The sequence below is a fragment of the Bacteroides sp. 3_2_5 genome, assembly GCF_000159855.2.
Lineage (GTDB): Bacteria > Bacteroidota > Bacteroidia > Bacteroidales > Bacteroidaceae > Bacteroides > Bacteroides fragilis.
Genome location: NZ_JH636044.1, coordinates 2831632 through 2851689 on the forward strand (window position 1 = coordinate 2831632; position 20058 = coordinate 2851689).

The 20058-nt window shown below is 36.1% G+C and carries 18 protein-coding genes, 1 pseudogene and 1 CRISPR repeat array; of the genes and pseudogenes, 16 read left to right on the forward strand and 3 right to left on the reverse strand.

What is annotated here, in order from left to right; translation table 11 throughout:
• Positions 1-23 precede the first annotated feature (23 nt).
• From BSHG_RS06570 to BSHG_RS23120, 13 genes and pseudogenes are all read left to right on the forward strand, one after another.
• Positions 24-1451: a CorA family divalent cation transporter gene (locus BSHG_RS06570; RefSeq protein WP_224223244.1), complete on the forward strand. Its 1428-nt coding sequence runs from the start codon at positions 24-26 to the stop codon at positions 1449-1451.
• On the forward strand, positions 1448-1927 hold the full coding sequence (locus BSHG_RS06565; protein ID WP_005815846.1) for a hypothetical protein: 480 nt from the start codon (positions 1448-1450) through the stop codon (positions 1925-1927). Before BSHG_RS06570 ends, BSHG_RS06565 begins: the two co-directional genes overlap by 4 nt.
• Positions 1928-1940: 13 nt before the next feature.
• On the forward strand, positions 1941-2192 hold the full coding sequence (locus BSHG_RS23555) for a hypothetical protein (RefSeq protein WP_008660279.1): 252 nt from the start codon (positions 1941-1943) through the stop codon (positions 2190-2192).
• Positions 2193-2806: 614 nt separating this feature from the next.
• Positions 2807-3349 (forward strand): hypothetical protein, encoded by a 543-nt coding sequence (locus tag BSHG_RS23560; protein WP_225550653.1) that lies wholly within the window; start codon positions 2807-2809, stop codon positions 3347-3349.
• A gap of 4 nt (positions 3350-3353) precedes the next feature.
• Complete coding sequence (cas10, locus tag BSHG_RS06560) at positions 3354-5156, forward strand: type III-B CRISPR-associated protein Cas10/Cmr2 (protein WP_008660283.1); 1803 nt, start codon at positions 3354-3356, stop codon at positions 5154-5156.
• Positions 5149-6288 carry a type III-B CRISPR module-associated Cmr3 family protein gene (locus BSHG_RS06555; protein WP_008660284.1) on the forward strand — a complete coding sequence of 380 codons (1140 nt, stop codon included), beginning with the start codon at positions 5149-5151 and terminating at the stop codon, positions 6286-6288. Before cas10 ends, BSHG_RS06555 begins: the two co-directional genes overlap by 8 nt.
• Before the next feature lie 19 nt (positions 6289-6307).
• Entirely contained in the window at positions 6308-7147 is an 840-nt protein-coding gene (gene cmr4, locus BSHG_RS06550; protein ID WP_008660286.1) for a type III-B CRISPR module RAMP protein Cmr4, read from the forward strand.
• 12 nt (positions 7148-7159) lie between these two features.
• Positions 7160-7570, forward strand: a complete 411-nt coding sequence (locus tag BSHG_RS06545; RefSeq protein ID WP_005787785.1) for a type III-B CRISPR module-associated protein Cmr5 — start codon at positions 7160-7162, stop codon at positions 7568-7570.
• A 2-nt stretch (positions 7571-7572) separates the two neighbouring features.
• On the forward strand, positions 7573-8517 hold the full coding sequence (gene cmr6, locus BSHG_RS06540) for a type III-B CRISPR module RAMP protein Cmr6 (RefSeq protein WP_005787787.1): 945 nt from the start codon (positions 7573-7575) through the stop codon (positions 8515-8517).
• A gap of 19 nt (positions 8518-8536) precedes the next feature.
• Positions 8537-10807 (forward strand): CRISPR-associated endonuclease Cas1, encoded by a 2271-nt coding sequence (gene cas1, locus BSHG_RS06535; protein ID WP_008660287.1) that lies wholly within the window; start codon positions 8537-8539, stop codon positions 10805-10807.
• Positions 10801-11091, forward strand: coding sequence for a CRISPR-associated endonuclease Cas2 (cas2, locus tag BSHG_RS06530; RefSeq protein WP_005787793.1), 291 nt, complete (start codon positions 10801-10803; stop codon positions 11089-11091). The genes cas1 and cas2 overlap by 7 nt, the downstream gene beginning before the upstream one ends.
• Positions 11092-11538: 447 nt before the next feature.
• Positions 11539-12277: direct repeats of the CRISPR family, unit length 35 nt; unit sequence ATGTAGATGTATTCCAGTATAATAAGGATTAAGAC.
• Between the two features lie 371 nt (positions 12278-12648).
• A pseudogene (locus tag BSHG_RS22245) lies at positions 12649-13030 on the forward strand (transposase); the annotation flags it as partial.
• Positions 13031-13043: 13 nt separating this feature from the next.
• A complete protein-coding gene (locus BSHG_RS23120) occupies positions 13044-13199 on the forward strand; it encodes a hypothetical protein (protein WP_008660288.1) in 156 nt (51 codons plus the stop codon).
• A 55-nt stretch (positions 13200-13254) separates the two neighbouring features.
• On the opposite strand, the gene spt is transcribed toward BSHG_RS23120, so the two are convergent.
• Positions 13255-14439 carry a serine palmitoyltransferase gene (spt, locus tag BSHG_RS06520; protein ID WP_005787799.1) on the reverse strand — a complete coding sequence of 395 codons (1185 nt, stop codon included), beginning with the start codon at positions 14437-14439 and terminating at the stop codon, positions 13255-13257.
• Positions 14440-14658: 219 nt separating this feature from the next.
• Here spt and BSHG_RS06515 point away from each other — a divergent pair, with 219 nt between their 5' ends.
• The 3 genes from BSHG_RS06515 to BSHG_RS06505 all read left to right on the forward strand — a co-directional run bounded on the left by BSHG_RS06515 (position 14659) and on the right by BSHG_RS06505 (position 17940).
• Entirely contained in the window at positions 14659-15717 is a 1059-nt protein-coding gene (locus BSHG_RS06515) for a diacylglycerol/lipid kinase family protein (RefSeq protein ID WP_005793782.1), read from the forward strand.
• Positions 15718-15798: 81 nt separating this feature from the next.
• Positions 15799-17556, forward strand: coding sequence for an aspartate--tRNA ligase (gene aspS, locus BSHG_RS06510; RefSeq protein ID WP_008660289.1), 1758 nt, complete (start codon positions 15799-15801; stop codon positions 17554-17556).
• Complete coding sequence (locus BSHG_RS06505; protein WP_005787805.1) at positions 17557-17940, forward strand: GtrA family protein; 384 nt, start codon at positions 17557-17559, stop codon at positions 17938-17940.
• A 79-nt stretch (positions 17941-18019) separates the two neighbouring features.
• Here BSHG_RS06505 and BSHG_RS06500 read toward each other — a convergent pair whose 3' ends face one another.
• Positions 18020-18904: a carbon-nitrogen hydrolase gene (locus BSHG_RS06500; RefSeq protein WP_008660290.1), complete on the reverse strand. Its 885-nt coding sequence runs from the start codon at positions 18902-18904 to the stop codon at positions 18020-18022.
• A gap of 11 nt (positions 18905-18915) precedes the next feature.
• Positions 18916-20031, reverse strand: coding sequence for an agmatine deiminase family protein (locus BSHG_RS06495; RefSeq protein ID WP_008768885.1), 1116 nt, complete (start codon positions 20029-20031; stop codon positions 18916-18918).
• Positions 20032-20058 lie beyond the last annotated feature (27 nt).

Here is a 20058-nt window from a genome sequence, read left to right on the forward strand (position 1 = left end):
ATTTTCCATTTAAATGGGAAATTATGGGATTAGAAAATCAAGCATTTTCTGACCAAGTTAATTTGGACAACATTCAATATAACCGGAATTCTCATTGGGAACGCTCACAAAAGCCAGATCCTGGAGAAGAGGAGTCATTATATAACGAAAAGAACTATTATTATACATTTGTACACAATATATTATATGATGAAGAGCACAGTCCATTAAATCTAATTCACCATTTCGAACGCAAAGAACCTAAGCTAAGTAATCACATTTACTATTATATAAAGAAAAAAGGGCGTAATAATCCATATAAACTCATTGTAGACGCGATGAATATTAATCTATATGCTACAGGTGTCGGATTCTTGTCATTTTATCTAAAAAATGAAGATTGCACTCAAAACAGCCCGGAAGACATATTGGCTATCAATCAATATGGGCGCCGTATCATGCCCCCCTTTTTCAATGATACAAGACTACGAAATGAGATTTCAGAATACATTCGGATAGAAGGTTTAAATCAAACAGTTTATTTTGAAGATTTCAAATCATATACTCCCTATGACAGCTGGCAGCCTTCCTCGTCCATAAAAAAGCTAATTTGTGAATTAGTTACCAATTTATCAATTGACCCTATTATAGATGATCGTATGTTTGTGGCAACATGGTACAAAAACAATCAGCTATCTCAACAATTTACAAATAATGCGAAAGCTTACTTTGATAGCCAGGATCCATTTTCAGATTACTGGTATCGTTTTCTGTTTATAGATGGAAGTAATGCCACTTGCCAAAATGAGAAAATGAAAAAAGAACTATTGGAGGAACATACCTATTATCGTTGGCAACAATGGAGTTCACTTTATGGTATCAGTAAATATTCATTAGTATACCTTACTAATAATGAAGTACCCGATTACCTGATAGAATATTTTCAAACGATCTATGCACGTATGGCCGAACTAGTATTAGTTCAACGTGCTTCCATGTTAAGATTTTCCGGAGAAATCACTAAAGTAAGCCAATTATCCAATCAGGATGTAGAAGCCGTATCTAAACGGGTTAGTTCTTTATATAAAGAATATATTCGTTTCGTAAATCAAATCTATTTCCGTGAGATTACAGCTCAAGACCAAGGAATCGAAATGTACAACAAGCTTCACTCTTGCTTGCAAATGGAAAGTTATATAAAGGATTTAGATGGAGAAATAGAAGAACTGCATCAATACATTTCTTTAATGGAAGATCGGGAGCGAAACAAAAAAGCAAGTTTGCTTAATGATATTGCTACTTTATTTTTACCCATTACAGTAATTACCGGTTTTTGGGGAATGAATCAAATCAGTGAAGTGATGGAAGAAAATGGAGAACTCTCGACCGGCTTTATCATTCAATCTCTATTATTAATAATAGGTACACTTTGTGCCATATGTATAATCTATAAAAGAAAAAGAAAACTATGAATTGGAAATTAGTAGAATGTGAAATTGCACTAATCGTATCTTTGACAGTAATTGAGTGTGTGAATATGGGACAGAATTCTCCTAAAGACATTACATGTCTTACTGTGTTTTTTTGCATTATGATTGTTCTGTTGCCACTTATTGGTGTATTGCAACAATGGCATCTCTCATGTTTTCAGAATCGCCAGAAAGAAAAAGAGTATCAGGCTAAACAAGAAACTGATGAAAAGATGAAAACATGGCTACTCGCCCGTGAAGCAATTATCAAGGATAAAGAAAAAGAAGAGCTAACGAATAAGGTAAATGGACTACAACAAAAATGTGATTCCTTGATAGAAAACCAAGAAAATGAATTAAAAAAATTTTATCTTTCTATTCTTTCTATTATTGGCACTAAAGACGATCTGAAATCGATTGAGGAGAACTTCAAAAAGATGAAGGATTTCTTTGAAGAATATAAAAAGATAACTAAATAGAAAAAAGAATATTATGAATCAGTTAACCGCTATACTAAAACAACACACTCCAATGATCCATTTTCAACATAATGAATCAGGAGCAACCTTACGAGCATCAGAAGTTAAACCATTATTAGATAAATTCATTCTTACAAAACTCGGAAATGGAGATATTAGAGAAGGACGGCTTTATGCTAAAAAAAATAATTGGTTAATAGATAATGAAAAAAATTATGCATTAAATTATAAGTTAAGTATATCTCTACAAAAAAAAGTAGACTAGAATATTTAATAACTTCTAGTACATTTCCTCTACCAACTGAGCGTCCCTCTAATTTCTTTACGATCCAAAATAGTCCATATTTTGCTCAAGAAAAGTGCGTTGGTATAAATACAAACTCTACCATTATCTTAAAAAAAAGCAATAGTGACCCTCGTAAAAAAGAGGCTGAGTTTAAAGAAAAAAATTGGAGTCAAATAGACAAAAAAGGACTGGAATGGCAAGACTTTACTATAAAAATATTCTCTCTGAAAGGTGATTTAATAAATAAAATCCAAACATATTTACCAGCTTTCTTTATATGCCACAATTTTGGTACAAGAAACAACAAAGGTTTCGGTTCTTTTACTGTTGAATATATCAATAATCAAAAAAATATATGCAATGTAGAAGATACCTTGAAAGAAAATTTTGCTTTCGTATATAAGAAAAAAATAGCTTTGTCACGCCAAAGTACATTGGATTTTATCTATATCTACAATCAGATATTTTCAACAATAAAAAAGGATTACCAGATTCTAAAATCTGGATATAATTTCAGAAACGAATATATAAAATCACTTCTATTTTGTTATTTCGTTAGCAAATATCCTAATTATAGATGGGAAAAAAGAAAAATGAAGCAATTAATTAAAGCAAGAGGTTATGAATTGAAAGGCGATCATTCTCCCATTTCTGGAATAAGAGAGAACGACAACTCCTGGAATGATCCTAATCCTAATGGATATAATTATGCTTATATAAGAGCAATCTTAGGATTAGCAGAACAATATGAATTTCAATTAGAAACACCATATCAGAAAGCTATTGTCAAGATAAAATCGGCAAACAATTGTATCAGTCGTTACAAATCTCCTTTATTATTTAAAATAATAAACAACAGCATTTATTTGGTTGGTAATGAAATAAATACTGAAATACTAAATAAACCATTTCAATATAGCTATATAGAACAAACTAAAAATAAAAATATGAGAACAGGAAAGAGTGAAATAACAGAGCGGACAATGCATATAAATGAGATTGAAATGAACTATAATAATAGAATTAATTATCATTATACGCCAACCTCCTTTTCATTAATCGATTTTATGCAATATGCAATGTCTTATAAAAAAAATGGGAAAAACATTTTAAATTATATTCCTTTAAAACAATAACGCCATGAAATACATTGCAATCACTTTAGGACCAATTACCCGTACAATCGAAATGGCTGAAAGCACTAAAGAGCTTTGGGCAGCCAGTTATTTCTTCTCTTATCTTGCTAAAAAAATAGTAGAACCATTCGTGAAAAAGAATCGTACCTTTCAGCTACCTCTTATTAATGAAGAGATGCAAAAGCCCCATTGTGGTGCCGGTTTGTTTCCTGATCGATATATCTTTAAGTCTGAGCCTGGAGATTTGGAGCTGCTTAAACAACACTCAGATCAGGTATTAATAGAAATAGCCGGTCATATAGCTTCTCCTAGCTTGCCGGGCACAGCTAAAGATGTATCTCAAATATATCACTATTTAAAATCATATATTAAAATATATTTTATTGAACGCACATTAGAGTCGGACGATCCTTATGTAGTAATTCCGGCTTGTGAAAAATACCTTAATATTATTGAGAATCAAGAAACATTTCCTGAGCAGGAAGAAACCATGATATCCCATCAAAAAAGCGATTTCTTAAAATTTTTAATAACCAACGTCAACGGTAAAATATATCGAAAAGACAAAAATTCAATTCCTCGTTTTACTGGATCTTTTCTCACAAGAGATGCATTTGGTGATATGAACGGAGAAAGATTGTTTGAGTCCATCCTTGAAATATCAGCATCCGAATTAAACATAAACATCCAACAAAAAGCATTAGAAGTAATTACAGCAAACGAAAAAAACAAAGGTGAAAAATATAGCGATCAGATCTGGGATGCGGAAGAAATTATCCTAAACGACAACAAAGCACAACTGAGACCATATCATAAATATATTGCTATTATTAAGTCAGATGGTGATTCAATGGGGGAAACTATAAAAAGCATGGGAGCGTACAACATCCCTATAACCCAACTTAGTAAAGCTTTACTAAGCTTCAACATCGAATCTATTAACGAAATCGTAGCTTATGGAGGAAAGCCAATATTCATTGGTGGAGATGATTTACTATGTTTTGCACCTGTATGTTGCAATGGTAATAATGTATTCAATCTTGTCGAAAAACTGAGTACTTGTTTTGACCAATGCATAAATCAACACTTACAGCAATACATCAACGCTTGTTCAGAAGCTCAGAGGCCTTTACCAAGTCTGTCATTTGGCATTTCAATTACTTATCATAAATATCCCATGTTTGAAGCATTGCATACAACGGACTATTTATTAGAGATGGTGGCCAAAGATAACTTGTTTAAATATACATTAAGCAATAAGAATATACTTAATGAAAACATGAAGCGTTTCATTCTTAAAAATAAATTAGCTTTCTCTTTACAAAAACATAGTGGACAAATCTATCATACCGCAATGTCTAAGAAAGGAAAAAGCTATGTAAAGTTTAATATGTTACTTCAAAAGTACATACTGAAAAACAAAGATATGAGCAAGACGCAGGAATCAGAAAAGTTCCTCTCATCTGTCATCCAAATGATCAGAGCACATGCTGAAATATTACAAATCATTCTTCAGAATGAGGACAAGCGAACTGAAATGTTAAAGAACTATTTCGATAATAACTTTAATGAGTCTTGTCACCTAGGTTACACCGGTTTATTCGAAGATATCCAAACGCTTCTTTGCCTTAGATATCAAGAAAACATTCAAGATTATCAAAATAGAAATGAAATTATCCAGCAAAACACGATTCTGACATCAGATGAAAAAGAAATATTAATAGTTTCTCCTGCCATGGATGCTATCCATACGATTTTCACAGCTTTACAATTTATTCACTTCATAAATTATAATAAAGATGAATAGACACTATTTAATAACATTGACTCCGATGGATTGGTTTTTCTTTGGAGGAGAAAGAACATTGGATGATGGAAAGAGTGCAGATTATATATCGCATTCAAATAAGTTCCCTCAACAATCCGCTCTTTTAGGCATGATCCGTTACCAATTGCTGAAACAGCACAATTTACTGTCCCAATTTCCTTACACAGAGAATAAACCGACAGAAAAAGAGATAATGAAAACACTTATTGGAGAACAGAGTTTCAGGATGACCGAAAGAAAGGCTAAATCACTTGGCTTAGGCGTCATCAAACAGATTTCCCCACTCATGCTTATAGAGTGCAAGGATGATACCTCGTCACGCTCTATCTACTTTCCATTGCCATTAGACGATGGATACAAAGTATCATTTAATGAAACAAATAATGAAGACAAAGTTTTCTACAATGGAATTGAATGCCCGATTCCCAATGTTTACCCGGCTTCCGAAGAACAAGATTCCGGTAATCAAAAAAGAAAATTTTTCGATCATAAAACATACAATAATTATCTTTTCTGGTGCACCCAAGGAAATAATCAGATAAAAAAATTACTATCTGATGAAATATGGATTAGTAAAATGCAGATCGGCATTACCAAACATGTGGAAGAAGGTGAGGATAACAACAAAAGCTTTTATAAACAGGAGTTCCTTCAATTGAAAAAATCATTTATATATGCTTTTTATATCACCTTATCGGGAGAATCAGAGCTATCTTCCGATATTATACAATTAGGAGGTCAACGTTCTGTATTCCGCATGGAAGTAGAATCAATAGAAGAGAATAGCGATATACAAGAAAAATACCAAACAGCTGCTCAGTTCCTGACTCAAAGCGATCGTCTTCTAATATTGAGTCCAACTTATGTAGATAACCTAAAGGAACTTTCTGCTTTATGTAACTTTATGTGGAGCGACTCCATTGTCTTTCGCAATATTCAAACGACTAACGCAAGTAACTTTTATGGTAAACCTATCAAAAGCAGTAGTAAATACCACTTCTTAAAGCCGGGGTCAGTACTTTATTTTAAGCAAGGGAAACGCAAAGAAGTCGAGAAACTATTGATGGATTACACTTATCTTCGTTTATCCGGTTATAACATATATATATAAAAACTAAAAAACAAATCATATGACAACAAGAATGTATGTAATTAATACCTTGAGCAACATGCACGTAGGCAGTGGTGAGGTCAATTATGGAGTGATAGACAATCTAATTCAGCGTGACTCTGTCACTAATCTACCCAATATCAACTCTTCCGGTTTGAAAGGAGCTATACGCGAATATTTCAAGGAGAATGAAAATTTAGTAAGAGAATTATTCGGCAGTGCTCCCAAAGACGAAAAAACACTCCCCGGAAAAGTGCGTTTCTTTGAAGCCAACCTCCTGTCGATGCCAGTAAGAAGTGACAAGGTGCCCTTTCTGATGGCTACCTCAGACGAAGTACTTCAAGAATTGATAACCAAAATGAAGTTTTTTAATTGCGAAGAAGCCACTCAATACATATCCCATCTGTCCACATTGCTTGATAATATAAAAACACAAGCGCAAGGTACTGATTTTGCGTACGTGTTTGACCCTTTACTGCAAGGTGCAATCATTGAAGAAGTTTCTATACGGGCTACTTGCCCAAGCCACATTCCTCTTCAACCGTCTCTAAAGAAACTTTTAGGCGATAGACTGGTGATTTTATCACATAAATATTTCTCTATCCTATCCGATGACAATCATCTTCCAGTCCTGTCACGCAATAATCTTGAAAACGGGCAGAGCGCCAATTTGTGGTATGAACAGGTTTTACCGCGCTATAGCCGACTTTATTTTATGTTAATGGACGGAAATGCACAAAGTGAGTATCTGAAAAAATTCAGAGATACCCTATGTACCCCTTCTACCATTATTCAAATAGGAGCTAACGCCAGTATAGGGTACGGTTACTGCCAAATATCAGAATTATCACCTTTTTAATAAAAGCTAGAAATGAAAATCAGTAAGAAGCAAATTGAGTACGCTATTGAAGCACTCAGAGCGAACAATATTATCACCAACGACAATCAATATCCCAAGGTCTTTAAGGGATATATCTCTTCGTTTGGAGCAGCTGTCATCCAATCCGGCCTGATTCCGGCTATTATATTCTTTGAAAACGAAGATAATGATGCCAACGCTGACAGACATAAAATCATTGGAGTTTTAAAAGATATCATCAATGCTATGCGTCAGCAATATACCGTAACCGATGCAACCATACTTGTGTCAAGTCAGATTCCTGCAAATTATTCTATGGCACAGTATATCATAGAACATGGAAACACTGATCAACTGCTAAAAGAGATAACAGAAGCAGCTGTTGCCATGAAATTAGCATTAAGAATGTACAAAAGTGAATGATTATGCCTAAAAACTATACTTTACAAAACGCCTCCAATTTAGGTTGGCTATTCTATAAAGACTATTATAGACAAGAACCGAATGTAGATTTCATTTCTACACAAGGAAAAGAAAGTGATACAACTGCTGATTTTTTCAGAAAAACCAATCAGAGAATCACTGCTTATCAATTAAATTCCGAATCACCATTAGTTGCAGCATTCAACAACCATTTTGGTACACCGTTGCAACTAAAAACCATTTATCCGGGTTTAATAACAGGTAGCGGACTTCCGCATCAGACAGGTAGTAAAGGAGAATTTAAATTAGGATTTCAATTTGATTATACTACCGGACTTCCCTATATTCCCGGATCATCTATCAAAGGAACTTTGCGCAGTATGTTTCCTTTTTCATTGAAAGATAAAGGCTCTACTAAACGTATTCTACCGGAATATAGAAAAGAACGTATGGAATATATCCGAGACTTAATAATAGAAGTAACCAATATAAATGAAATTTCAGACACAGAAATTCAGGCATTAGAATATGCCATATTCACTAACAGTACTCCATCTGGCAAAACGATAGAATTCTCTCTTGAAGAAAAAGATGTCTTCTATGATGCTTTTGTTGCAGATTCAAAGGATGGAGTAATGTTAAGCGATGACTATATTACTCCTCATGGTGAGAATCCATTAAAAGATCCCAAACCTATTTTGTTCTTAAAGATCAGACCTGATGTAACAATAAACTTTTATTTCAAATTGTGTACTACTCACTTATACAAAGAAAAGGTATGTAGTTCAAAACAAATAGAAGAGATTAAAAAACAAAATGATTTCTCTTCTTCGGACTACAAAATGATTACGGCACACCAGAAGCGAAACCTATTTGAGAAAATTCTCCTTTGTATCGGAATCGGAGCTAAAACCAATATAGGATACGGACAATTAAAGAAACTCTAAATGAATTTATAATTTAAATATGCCCGATTATTATCATTCCATTACCACCCTCCATGCTCTACAGAATGCATGGAGGGCTGTGCGAGCCAAAAATGCGGCAGGAGGGATTGATGGATTCACTTTATCTCATTTTGAGAAGCGTTTGAACGATAATTTGATTGAATTACAACATGAACTTATTTCCCAAACATGGAATCCCGAACCTTACCTACGAATAGAAATTACTAAGAATGAAACAGAAAAACGTAAATTGGGATTATTGTGCATCAAGGACAAAATAGTACAACAAGCCATTAAAACAGCCATTGAACCTCAGTTAGAGAAAACCTTTTTAAATCTCAGTTACGGTTACCGCCCCAACAAAGGTCCGGAACGAGCTATCAAACGGGTCGTACACGATTTAAAGAAGTTAAAGAGTGGTTATGTAGCCAAATTGGATATAGACAACTATTTCGATACGATCAATCATGAACGGCTTTTCACTCGTCTTGCCAATTGGTTAAAAGATGATGAAACACTCAGGCTGATCCGCCTATGTATCCAAACAGGAATAGTTACTCCGCAACTGCAATGGCAAGAAATAAATAAAGGAGTACCTCAAGGAGCTATACTATCTCCTTTATTGGCAAACTTTTATCTTCACCCTTTTGATCAGTTCGCTGCCAATAAAGTCCCTATGTATATACGCTACGCAGACGATTTTCTAATCGCTACATCCACAGAAAAACAAATAAAAGAAGCTGTAGAATTAGTAAAAGAAGAATTGGAAAGCCAATTTTATTTACAACTCAATACACCGATAATACATAATTTCCATGATGGGATAGAATTTCTTGGAATCACAATCTCTGATACAGGTCTATCCATCACAGAAAAAAAGAAAAAGACGTTACAAGAGAGAATCAATTCAATCAAATTTATAAAATCGTCATTGTCCTCTCAAAGTAAAGAGACGCTTCAAGGTATAAAAAATTACTATGCCAAGTTGCTTCCTGAAAGTACTTTAAAGGAATTGGATTGCTTCTTAATGAACCGCCTCAATGCATTGATTATCCGAAACCAAAACTCTATTAATAACAAAAAAGAATTAGTTTCGAATCTTCAAAAAATAGAATTCTATTCAGAAAATAGTAATAAAAATAAATCTCAACTGATACAACAATTATGTAGTACATATATCGTACACTCTACAAAATCAAAGACTCGGTTAACCAGTACCCATATTGATAATACAAAGCTAATCACACAAAAAAAGAAAGAATATCAGAAACGTGAAAATGAAGGTGCAGAATTAGTGATAAGTATCCCAGGTAGCTACATAGGGGCCACTTATAAAGGAATTACGGTAAAATTACAAGGTAAGATTATTAATAAACCTTCTCCTGCTTTGAAACACATTACGGTAGTAGGTAAGGGGATAAGTCTCTCAAGCAATGCAATTACGTATTGCATGAACCACAAAATCCCAATTGACTTTTTCGATGGTAGAGGAAAACAATATAGTACTGTACTAAATCCTGTATTTTTGGATGGAACTTTGTGGAATAAACAAGTAGAACTTCCTTTGGAACAAAAAATAAAACTTGCTACTCAAATTATTATCGGTAAATTAAAAAATCAATTAAATCTGATTAAGTATTACCATAAATACCATAAAGATATTTTAGGAGGAAAGTTATCTGAAAAATATGTGGAAGTTGTATTAAAGATAGACAAGCTAATAGAGAAAGCTAAAAATTATTCTCAGAGAAATGAAAAATATACTGCAGAATTAATGGCCATTGAGTCACAGGCTGCTATAGCATATTGGTCGTACATACGAGTTTTAACAGCTGATGACGGGATTGATTTTATCCGCCGTGAGCACCAAGGTGCCACCGATTTACTTAATTCTTTATTAAACTATGGCTATGCTATTCTATATGCTCGTGTCTGGAAAAATATTCTTGCGGCCAAACTAAATCCATCCATCGGGGTACTTCATGCAAAGCAAGATGGCAAACCTACTTTAGTATTTGATGTTGTGGAGCTATTTCGTGCTCAAATGGTAGATAGAGTAGTAATTAGTCTTATTCAAAAAAAAGTCTCTTTAAAAATGCATGACGGTCTATTAAATGAATCATCCAAACGAGTTTTGATCCGATATATATTAGAGCGACTCAATCGGTATGAAAAATATAGAGGAGAAGAAATAACCTTCTCTCAAATAATTTTAAGACAAGCCCAAGAAATAGCACTTTTTATTTCTGGAGACAATTTAATATTTAAACCTTATGTTGCGAAATGGTAAAAGCTAAGAAAATTTTCTGTGTTGTAGCATACGATATTCAAGATGACCGAAGTCGTATACAAATATCAAAAATATTAGAAAAGTATGGAACACGTATCAACTATAGTGTTTTTGAATGTATGTTTACAGACAGACAATTTCAGAAGATCCAAATTAATTTAGAAAGATGGATTAACAGGCGTTATGACACTGTGGTATATTATCCGATGTGCATCAATTGCTATACAAGAATTATATATCAACCTATACGAAAAAAGATAATTAAAACCGTCGAAATAGTCTAAACCTCTTGCGAAAATCAGAATTTGTTTAATTCATTGATTTTCTGCTTATTCTTTTAAATGAAAAATAATATATAATGTATAAAAGCTACGAAAGAACTAGCTTTTTTGTATATTAGTAAATCATTTGCGAAAAAAAACAAATAAGCAATTCGTTCTTTGACATAATACAGTTATTATCTGATAATTATAAATATAAGATTAATCTTATTTTCGAAATAGGCTATAATATAACAAATGAAGCAGGCATTTGCGAATAATGAATCGATCATATCAAAGTGATAATCAATTAAATATCTCTATATTCTACAAATTATTTATTTAAATTACAGAAAAAAAGAGTACATTTGCGAAAATCAGTTCAACACTTCATCTATCTAACTGAATAATAAGTTATTATATATTTATACAGATAGAATACATATTTTATAATAATCTGATTATCAATATATGTAGATGTATTCCAGTATAATAAGGATTAAGACATAAAAGCATTCTCAATCATAAACGGAAAACCGTATGTAGATGTATTCCAGTATAATAAGGATTAAGACGCATTTTGGGCTTTTTCTGCTCTCTTTCTTCTTTTATGTAGATGTATTCCAGTATAATAAGGATTAAGACTTCAACAAATCGAATATCTCCATTCTTCTTTATTTCCGAATGTAGATGTATTCCAGTATAATAAGGATTAAGACGCTTGTTCTGTCATAATATTTCCCGATTTTGTCATGTAGATGTATTCCAGTATAATAAGGATTAAGACAAAAATTGTTAAATAATGCTTTTCAATTTGTCTTCGAATGTAGATGTATTCCAGTATAATAAGGATTAAGACCATTGAGGCATTCTAATTCCTCTTTGCTGAAAGGAATGTAGATGTATTCCAGTATAATAAGGATTAAGACAACTCGGCATTGGTTAGGAATTCTTCACATTTTATGTAGATGTATTCCAGTATAATAAGGATTAAGACAATGTTTCTCGGCCATAGTTTTCGCTCCATACTCTATGTAGATGTATTCCAGTATAATAAGGATTAAGACAGGACGCAAGATTTTCTACTTGTTCGCGAACGAATCATGTAGATGTATTCCAGTATAATAAGGATTAAGACTTTCCTGTCCCGGTGTGAGCTTGACGCGAACTTTCATATGTAGATATATTCCAGTATAATAAGGATTAAGACCAATGCCCAGAAATACTGCAAACTTTCCTTATTAGCATGTAGATGTATTCCAATATAAAAATTTAACTACATTAAATAGAATAAGGGGAGAAGTTCAGACATAACGGCTTGGATAAGATCGTCATGGACTTCGGTATTGCTTTTAACATTGGGAAAATGATCAATAAGCAGGAAAAGAAGAAGAGAGGCAGAACTAATTTATTGGTAACTATTTTAATAAGCTGTGGAATAGCTTACCAAAAATACACAAAGGCGATAATACTACGGGGCTGTCCAAAAAGCAAAGTGCCCCCCAAAAGTCGGATAGCCCCTTTTACCATTGTTTATTTCGGTGAAAAGCCTCATATTACCGTTGTGAAAAATTAACAGTAATAGTTAAGATAGTATTTAGAGAGTTAACCTCCAGCCAAAATGTTCTTTTCCGGTTCGTTTATCGGAAAAAATATCTCCCAACCATCTTGTTCGTGTTGTAAGTTACATTGTAGATGCTTTGGATATTAGTTACCTGCTCTCGGCTTATAATGGAGGAGGCACCAACAGCTATCATCCCCGTATGATACTCAAGGTCCTGTTTTATGCTTATCTGAACAATATCTATTCCTGCCGCAAAACCCAAAAGGCCTTGCAGAAGAATATTCACATCATGTGGTTGTCCGGTAATAGTACACCCAATTTCCGCACTATCAATGATTTCCGTGGCAAGGTTTAAAAGAACATATAAAATCATTGTTTTCTGCCCTTATTCTTCTGCTGTAAGAATCCGGCTATGTCAGTTTGGATGTACATAGCAGTCACCGATCCCGGTTATGGCAACGAACAAAACGATGAGTTTATGAAGAATATGGGTATAGAGGCTTTTATCAAGTACAATTATTTTCACAAAGAGCAGAAGCGGACCTGGAACAAGGATGCTAAAACCTAAAGAAGGCATCCATTGCTGGACACCTTCCTTCTATATTTATTCTTAATCGTTATTTTTATAAAAGATCAAGCGCCTTGAAACATTTCACTAACTTACCGATAGCAAAATCAATCTGTTCTTTAGAGTGTGTAGCCATCAACGAGAAACGAATCAACGTATCGTTCGGAGAACATGCGGGAGGCACAACTGGATTTACAAACACACCTTCGTCAAATAACATCTTAGTTACCATAAATGTCTTCTCCATATCACGTACATATAGAGGAATGATAGGAGTGGAGGTATGTCCGATCTCAAAACCAAGTTCACGGAAACACTTTAAAGAGTAATTGGTTATATCCCACAAATGCTCAATACGTTCCGGTTCGTTTTTCATAATCTGAAGTGCAGCACGAGCGGCAGCTGTAGCAGCAGGCGTATTACTTGCACTAAAGATATATGAACGTGAATTGTGACGCAAATAATTAATGATGGACTCGTCTGCTGCAATAAAGCCACCGATAGCGGCCAATGACTTACTGAATGTGCCCATAATAAGATCCACTTCTTTAGTCAATCCGAAATGATCACAAGTACCGCGTCCGTGATTACCCAAAACTCCCAGTCCATGCGCTTCATCTACCATGATATTAGCATCATATTTTTTAGACAAACGGACGATCTCAGGCAAATTGGCAATATCACCCTCCATACTGAATACTCCATCTACTACAATCAGTTTCACTGCATCAGGACGACATTTCTGCAACTCTTTCTCAAGAGATTCCATATCGTTATGCTTGAACTTAAGAATGGTAGAAAAAGAAAGGCGGCGTCCTTCAACAATAGAAGCGTGGTCAAGTTCATCACAGATCACATAATCTTCACGACCTGTCACACACGAAACCACACCCAGATTTACCTGAAATCCGGTAGAATAAATGATAGCATCTTCTTTACCAACAAATTCGGCCAATTCTTTCTCCAATTGAAGATGGAGGTCGAGTGTACCGTTCAGAAAACGCGATCCGGCGCAACCTGTACCATATTTGCGGGTAGCTTCAACAGCAGCTTCAATTACTTTCGGATGATTAGTCAGGCCTAAGTATGAGTTTGAGCCAAACATTAACACCTTTCTGCCACTCATTATCACCTCTGTGTTCTGTTCACTTTCGATACAACGAAAGTATGGATATACGCCTTTAGCCTTTATCTGCTGAGGGAGGTCGTATTTAGCTAACTTCTCTTGTAATAATCCCATGAATAGTTATTTATATAATTCGCTTATTGACTATCTTTTATATAATAGTCTAAATCCTTTTTCCTTAACAAGTGTTTAAAACAGGGGGCAAAGATAACAAAATATGTTTTTAGCTGTTCTTTTTCTATGAAAAAATATACTCTTTATAGTTTTAGAAAGCTGTGAAAGGGCAAAAATTAAGATATTTATATTACTTTTGCCGACCACAACATATAAATGATGGAACCAACTTGCATGAGCGAAAACAAGAAAAAAATAATATTCATCGTTAATCCAATTTCGGGTACACAAAGTAAGGAACTTGTTCTGAGTCTACTGGATGAAAAGATAGATAAGGAAATGTATACTTGGGAAGTTGTGTATACCGAAAGAGCCGGACATGCAATCGAAATAGCAGCAGATGCGGCAGATAAAAATACAGATATAGTAGTTGCTGTAGGAGGAGACGGAACAATTAATGAAATTGCCCGTTCATTGGTACACACCAATACAGCATTGGGAATTATCCCTTGCGGCTCTGGAAACGGATTAGCACGGCATCTTCAAATTTCAATGGATCCGCGTAAAGCACTTGAAATTTTGAATGATGGGATAATAGATATCATAGATTACGGAAAAATAAATGGTACAGACTTTTTTTGTACTTGCGGAGTAGGGTTTGACGCTTTTGTAAGTCTGAAATTTGCTAATGCCGGCAAACGTGGACTGCTGACTTATCTAGAGAAAACCCTGCAGGAAAGTCTAAAGTATCAACCTGAAACTTATGAATTGGAAACAGAAGACGGTACTTCCAAATATAAAGCCTTTCTCATTGCTTGCGGCAACGCTTCTCAATACGGGAACAATGCTTATATAGCCCCACAGGCCACTCTGACAGATGGTTTGTTAGATGTAACCATTCTCGAACCGTTTACGGTATTAGATGTTCCGGCACTAGCCTTTCAGCTCTTCAATAAAACAATTGACCAAAACAGTCGCATTAAAACTTTCCGTTGCAAAAAGTTATGTATTCATCGCAGTTCGCCGGGTGTTGTCCATTTTGACGGCGATCCGATGCAGGCTGACGAAGATATCAAAATAGAACTGATTCAGAAAGGACTGCGGGTCGTTGTACCTGGTGATAAAAAAAAAGATAATCCCAACGTATTACAAAAAGCACAAGAATATGTAAACGGTATTAAATTGATAAACGAAGCTATAGTAGAAGATATAGCACATAAAAATAAAGTTATTCTGAAGAAGAATAAGCAGCTGATACAAAAACTTACTAAAAAATAGACCTTTGGAAATAACACGGAATCCGAATTAATATGTACTTTTGCAGACTACTTTAACAAAAATATAAATAATATATTAAATATGTTCAGAACGCACACGTGCGGAGAGTTAAGAATCTCCGATGTTAATAAACAAGTCAAGCTGTCGGGATGGGTACAGCGCAGCCGTAAAATGGGAGGTATGACTTTTGTTGACCTTCGTGATCGCTACGGTATCACTCAATTAGTATTTAATGAAGAAATAGACGCTGAGCTTTGCGAACGTGCCAATAAATTGGGTCGTGAATTCGTCATACAGATTGTCGGAACCGTAAACGAACGTTTCAGCAAAAACAGTCATATCCCGACCGGTGACATCGAAATCATCGTTTCGGAACTGAATATCCTGAACTCAGCCATTACTCCTCCTTTTACTATTGAGGACAACACCGACGGTGGTGATGATATCCGCATGAAATACCGTTATCTGGACTTACGCCGTAGTGCTGTTCGTTCAAATTTGGAATTACGTCACAAAATGACGATCGAGGTTCGCAGTTATCTCGATAAACTAGGTTTCTTGGAAGTGGAAACTCCGGTATTGATCGGTTCAACTCCTGAAGGAGCACGTGACTTTGTAGTTCCTTCCCGCATGAATCCGGGACAATTCTACGCATTACCGCAATCTCCGCAGACACTGAAACAGCTATTGATGGTTTCCGGTTTCGATCGTTATTTCCAGATAGCCAAATGTTTCCGTGACGAAGACCTGCGTGCCGACCGCCAGCCTGAGTTCACTCAGATTGACTGCGAAATGAGTTTCGTAGAGCAGGAAGATGTGATTACTACATTTGAAGGAATGGCCAAACACCTGTTTAAGGTGATCCGTAATATCGAACTGGCCGAGCCATTCCCACGTATGCCTTGGAGCGAAGCAATGAGATTGTACGGTAGCGATAAACCGGACATTCGCTTCGGTATGCAATTCGTCGAATTAATGGATATCTTAAAAGGGCACGGTTTCTCTGTATTCGATAATGCCACATATATTGGCGGTATTTGTGCCGAGGGTGCAGCCGGCTATACCCGTAAGCAACTGGATGCCTTGACCGAATTTGTGAAAAAGCCACAAATCGGTGCAAAAGGTATGGTCTATGCCCGTATCGAAGCTGACGGTACTGTGAAATCAAGCGTTGACAAGTTCTATACACAAGAAGTTTTGCAACAATTGAAGGAAGCATTCGGTGCCAAACCCGGTGACCTAATCTTGATTTTATCGGGAGATGATGCCATGAAAACTCGTAAGCAGCTTTGTGAATTACGTCTAGAAATGGGTAATCAATTGGGATTACGGGATAAAAACACATTTGCATGTTTGTGGGTTGTGGACTTCCCTCTATTTGAATGGAGCGAAGAAGAAGGCAGATTAATGGCTATGCACCATCCGTTTACCTCACCCAAACCGGAAGATATCCATCTGCTGGATACAAATCCTGCTGCTGTGCGCGCTAATGCTTACGATATGGTAATCAATGGTGTAGAAGTAGGAGGGGGATCAATCCGTATCCACGATAGCCAGTTGCAGAACAAAATGTTCGAATTACTCGGATTTACCCCGGAGCGTGCGCAAGAGCAGTTCGGCTTCTTGATGAATGCCTTCAAGTTTGGTGCGCCTCCTCATGGCGGACTGGCTTACGGATTAGATCGTTGGGTATCTCTTTTTGCCGGACTGGACTCAATCCGTGACTGCATTGCATTCCCGAAAAATAACTCCGGTCGTGACGTTATGTTGGATGCTCCCGCAGCACTCGATCCGTCACAACTGGAAGAACTGAACCTGATTGTAGATATTAAGGAGTAAGTGAAAGAGTCGGTACGCATTTTTAGATTTGCCGTAATTGGTACGCTCAATGCATTAATCACAGCTTTTGTTATTTGGTTGATGATGGATGAATTGTCATACGATTACATTCCGGCCAATATTACAGCGTACATAGTAGCCCAAATTCATAACTTTATTTGGAGTAAATATTGGATCTTTCCGATTGAAAATAAAAAGAACAACATCTGGAAGCAGATGTTGTTCTTCTGCTCTGCTTTCGGATTGGCATATAGTGCCCAGTTCTTGTTTTTAGTCACACTTGTAGAGTGTGGAGATGTAAACGAGTATCTGGCACAATTCCTGGGGCTGTTTATCTACGGAACAGTAAACTTCATCGTTAATAAGAAGCTTACATTCAGATAAAATAGTGCTTAAGATAATGAAAAATCCCGCAGAGTGTAAAAAACTCTACGGGATTTTTTTATCAGAGAGAGAAATCATTTCAATCAATAAAACGTTTTGTTAAATTCCCATATTCATCTATCCTCCGATCACGAAGAAATGGCCACCAACGACGCACATTCTCCGAACGTTCAAGATCCACCTCAACAATCATATTTTCAGAGCGGTCATTTCCCGCCTGAGCCAGGTATTCACCCTGCGGTCCGGCAACAAAACTATTTCCCCAAAATAATATCCCGTTGGTCTGTCCTGACGGATCAGGTTCGTGACCGACACGATTGACTGAAATCACCGGAAGCCCATTGGCTACCGCATGCGCACGCTGAGAAATAATCCAAGCATTGAGCTGACGTTTCTTTTCGTCATCTGTATCTGTACTCTCCCAACCGATAGCAGTAGGATAAATCAAAATCTCAGCTCCTTTCAACGCCATCAGGCGAGCAGCTTCCGGATACCATTGATCCCAGCAAACCAACACACCCAACTTGCCTAAAGAGGTCTGAATCGGTTCAAAGCCAATATCTCCCGGAGTAAAATAGAATTTCTCGTAATAAGCCGGATCATCAGGAATATGCATCTTACGATATTTTCCGGCAATACTTCCATCCCGGTCAAAGACAACAGCTGTATTATGATATAGTCCCGGAGCACGTTTCTCAAACAAAGAAGTAACAAGCACTATCCGATTGGCTGCCGCCAGTTCGGAATAGAATCCGGTAGAAGGGCCAGGAATGGGTTCTGCCAGTTCAAATAAATCCGTATTCTCTGTCTGGCAGAAATACAAAGAATTATGAAGTTCTTGCAGAACAACAAGTTGAGCGCCATTAGCGGCACATGCTTCAATACTTTTAGCCAGGTTCATCAGGTTTATCCTAATATCTGATGTGTTAGCCTGTTGAATGATTCCTACTTTTATTTTTCTCATACTTTAATTTATTATTTAATGACTCCTGTTGGATATTGCATCGTCACACAATGCAAAGATCCATGCTGCTTAATAAGTGCACGGCAATCAATGCCTACCACTTCGTATGTCGGAAAAGCCTCACACAGCACTTCTTTCGCCAATTTATCATTTTCCGGTTGATTATAAGTCGGATAAAGCACAACATCATTCATTATCAAAAAATTGGCATACGTTGCAGGCAATCTCTCTCCCTCTACTTCTATTTTGTCTGCCATAGGCAATGCCAATAAACGATAAGGAGCACCTGATGTAGTGCGGAACGTTTTCAATTGCTCTTCCATTTTGCATAGCGCCTCGTAATGTTCATCTTCAGAGTCGGTACACTTTACATACGCAATAGTATCCGGAGAACAAAAGCGAGCCAATGTATCTATATGGCTATCCGTATCATCTCCCGATAAGTATCCATGATCGAGCCATAAAACCCGTTGTAAATGGAATACTCTGCAAAGATATTCTTCTATATCAACACGATTCATCGGCGAATTACGATGTGGAGACAATAAACATTCGGAAGTTGTGAGCAAAGTACCGGCTCCGTCACTTTCGATGGAACCACCTTCGAGTACAAAATTCAGACAATCTTTATATTGCCCTTTCAGCGCACCGGCTTCCACTGCCCGGCGAGTTATCTGATTATCTAAACGAGCCTCAAACTTTTCTCCCCAACCATTGAAAGTAAAATCCAGCAAACTTGCTCCACCTGTATCCATCAAAGTAATTGCTCCATGATCGCGCGCCCAAGTATCATTCGTGTCGCACTTCAGGAAACGTACATTATCCATATTCACCGTACCAATGATCTGCTTACGCACCTCCTCAGGATAGGGGGTGACAATAAGCAAAAGTTCACGTTTCGCAATCTCACGGGCTATATTTATAAAACATTCCTGAACTTCAGCCAACATATATGCCCAGTCTGTCCCGGCATGCGGCCAAGTTAGTTGTATACCACTTTGCAGAAACCACTCTGCAGGCAAGAAGGGGGCTAACATCTCTACTTGATCATTAACAGTTAAACCAAAGTTCAATTGCAAATCTTTCTCTGTGCCTCCTGAAGTAGGAAGACCAACCATTATTCCCATTTTTTTTAGTTTTTAAAGAATAAATCA

Bases quoted from the DNA above. Each gene is read 5' to 3' on its own strand.
- BSHG_RS06495 (WP_008768885.1), bottom strand. From the start codon at position 20,031: ATGGGAATAATGGTTGGTCTTCCTACTTCAGGAGGCACAGAGAAAGAT.
- cas10 (WP_008660283.1), top strand. From the start codon at position 3,354: ATGAAATACATTGCAATCACTTTAGGACCAATTACCCGTACAATCGAA.
- BSHG_RS23120 (WP_008660288.1), top strand. From the start codon at position 13,044: ATGTCAGTTTGGATGTACATAGCAGTCACCGATCCCGGTTATGGCAAC.
- BSHG_RS23555 (WP_008660279.1), top strand. From the start codon at position 1,941: ATGAATCAGTTAACCGCTATACTAAAACAACACACTCCAATGATCCAT.
- aspS (WP_008660289.1), top strand. From the start codon at position 15,799: ATGTTCAGAACGCACACGTGCGGAGAGTTAAGAATCTCCGATGTTAAT.
- BSHG_RS06565 (WP_005815846.1), top strand. From the start codon at position 1,448: ATGAATTGGAAATTAGTAGAATGTGAAATTGCACTAATCGTATCTTTG.
- BSHG_RS06515 (WP_005793782.1), top strand. From the start codon at position 14,659: ATGGAACCAACTTGCATGAGCGAAAACAAGAAAAAAATAATATTCATC.
- BSHG_RS06570 (WP_224223244.1), top strand. From the start codon at position 24: ATGGGATTAGAAAATCAAGCATTTTCTGACCAAGTTAATTTGGACAAC.
- spt (WP_005787799.1), bottom strand. From the start codon at position 14,439: ATGGGATTATTACAAGAGAAGTTAGCTAAATACGACCTCCCTCAGCAG.
- cmr6 (WP_005787787.1), top strand. From the start codon at position 7,573: ATGCCTAAAAACTATACTTTACAAAACGCCTCCAATTTAGGTTGGCTA.
- cas1 (WP_008660287.1), top strand. From the start codon at position 8,537: ATGCCCGATTATTATCATTCCATTACCACCCTCCATGCTCTACAGAAT.
- cmr4 (WP_008660286.1), top strand. From the start codon at position 6,308: ATGACAACAAGAATGTATGTAATTAATACCTTGAGCAACATGCACGTA.
- BSHG_RS06545 (WP_005787785.1), top strand. From the start codon at position 7,160: ATGAAAATCAGTAAGAAGCAAATTGAGTACGCTATTGAAGCACTCAGA.
- cas2 (WP_005787793.1), top strand. From the start codon at position 10,801: ATGGTAAAAGCTAAGAAAATTTTCTGTGTTGTAGCATACGATATTCAA.
- BSHG_RS06555 (WP_008660284.1), top strand. From the start codon at position 5,149: ATGAATAGACACTATTTAATAACATTGACTCCGATGGATTGGTTTTTC.
- BSHG_RS06500 (WP_008660290.1), bottom strand. From the start codon at position 18,904: ATGAGAAAAATAAAAGTAGGAATCATTCAACAGGCTAACACATCAGAT.
- BSHG_RS23560 (WP_225550653.1), top strand. From the start codon at position 2,807: ATGAAGCAATTAATTAAAGCAAGAGGTTATGAATTGAAAGGCGATCAT.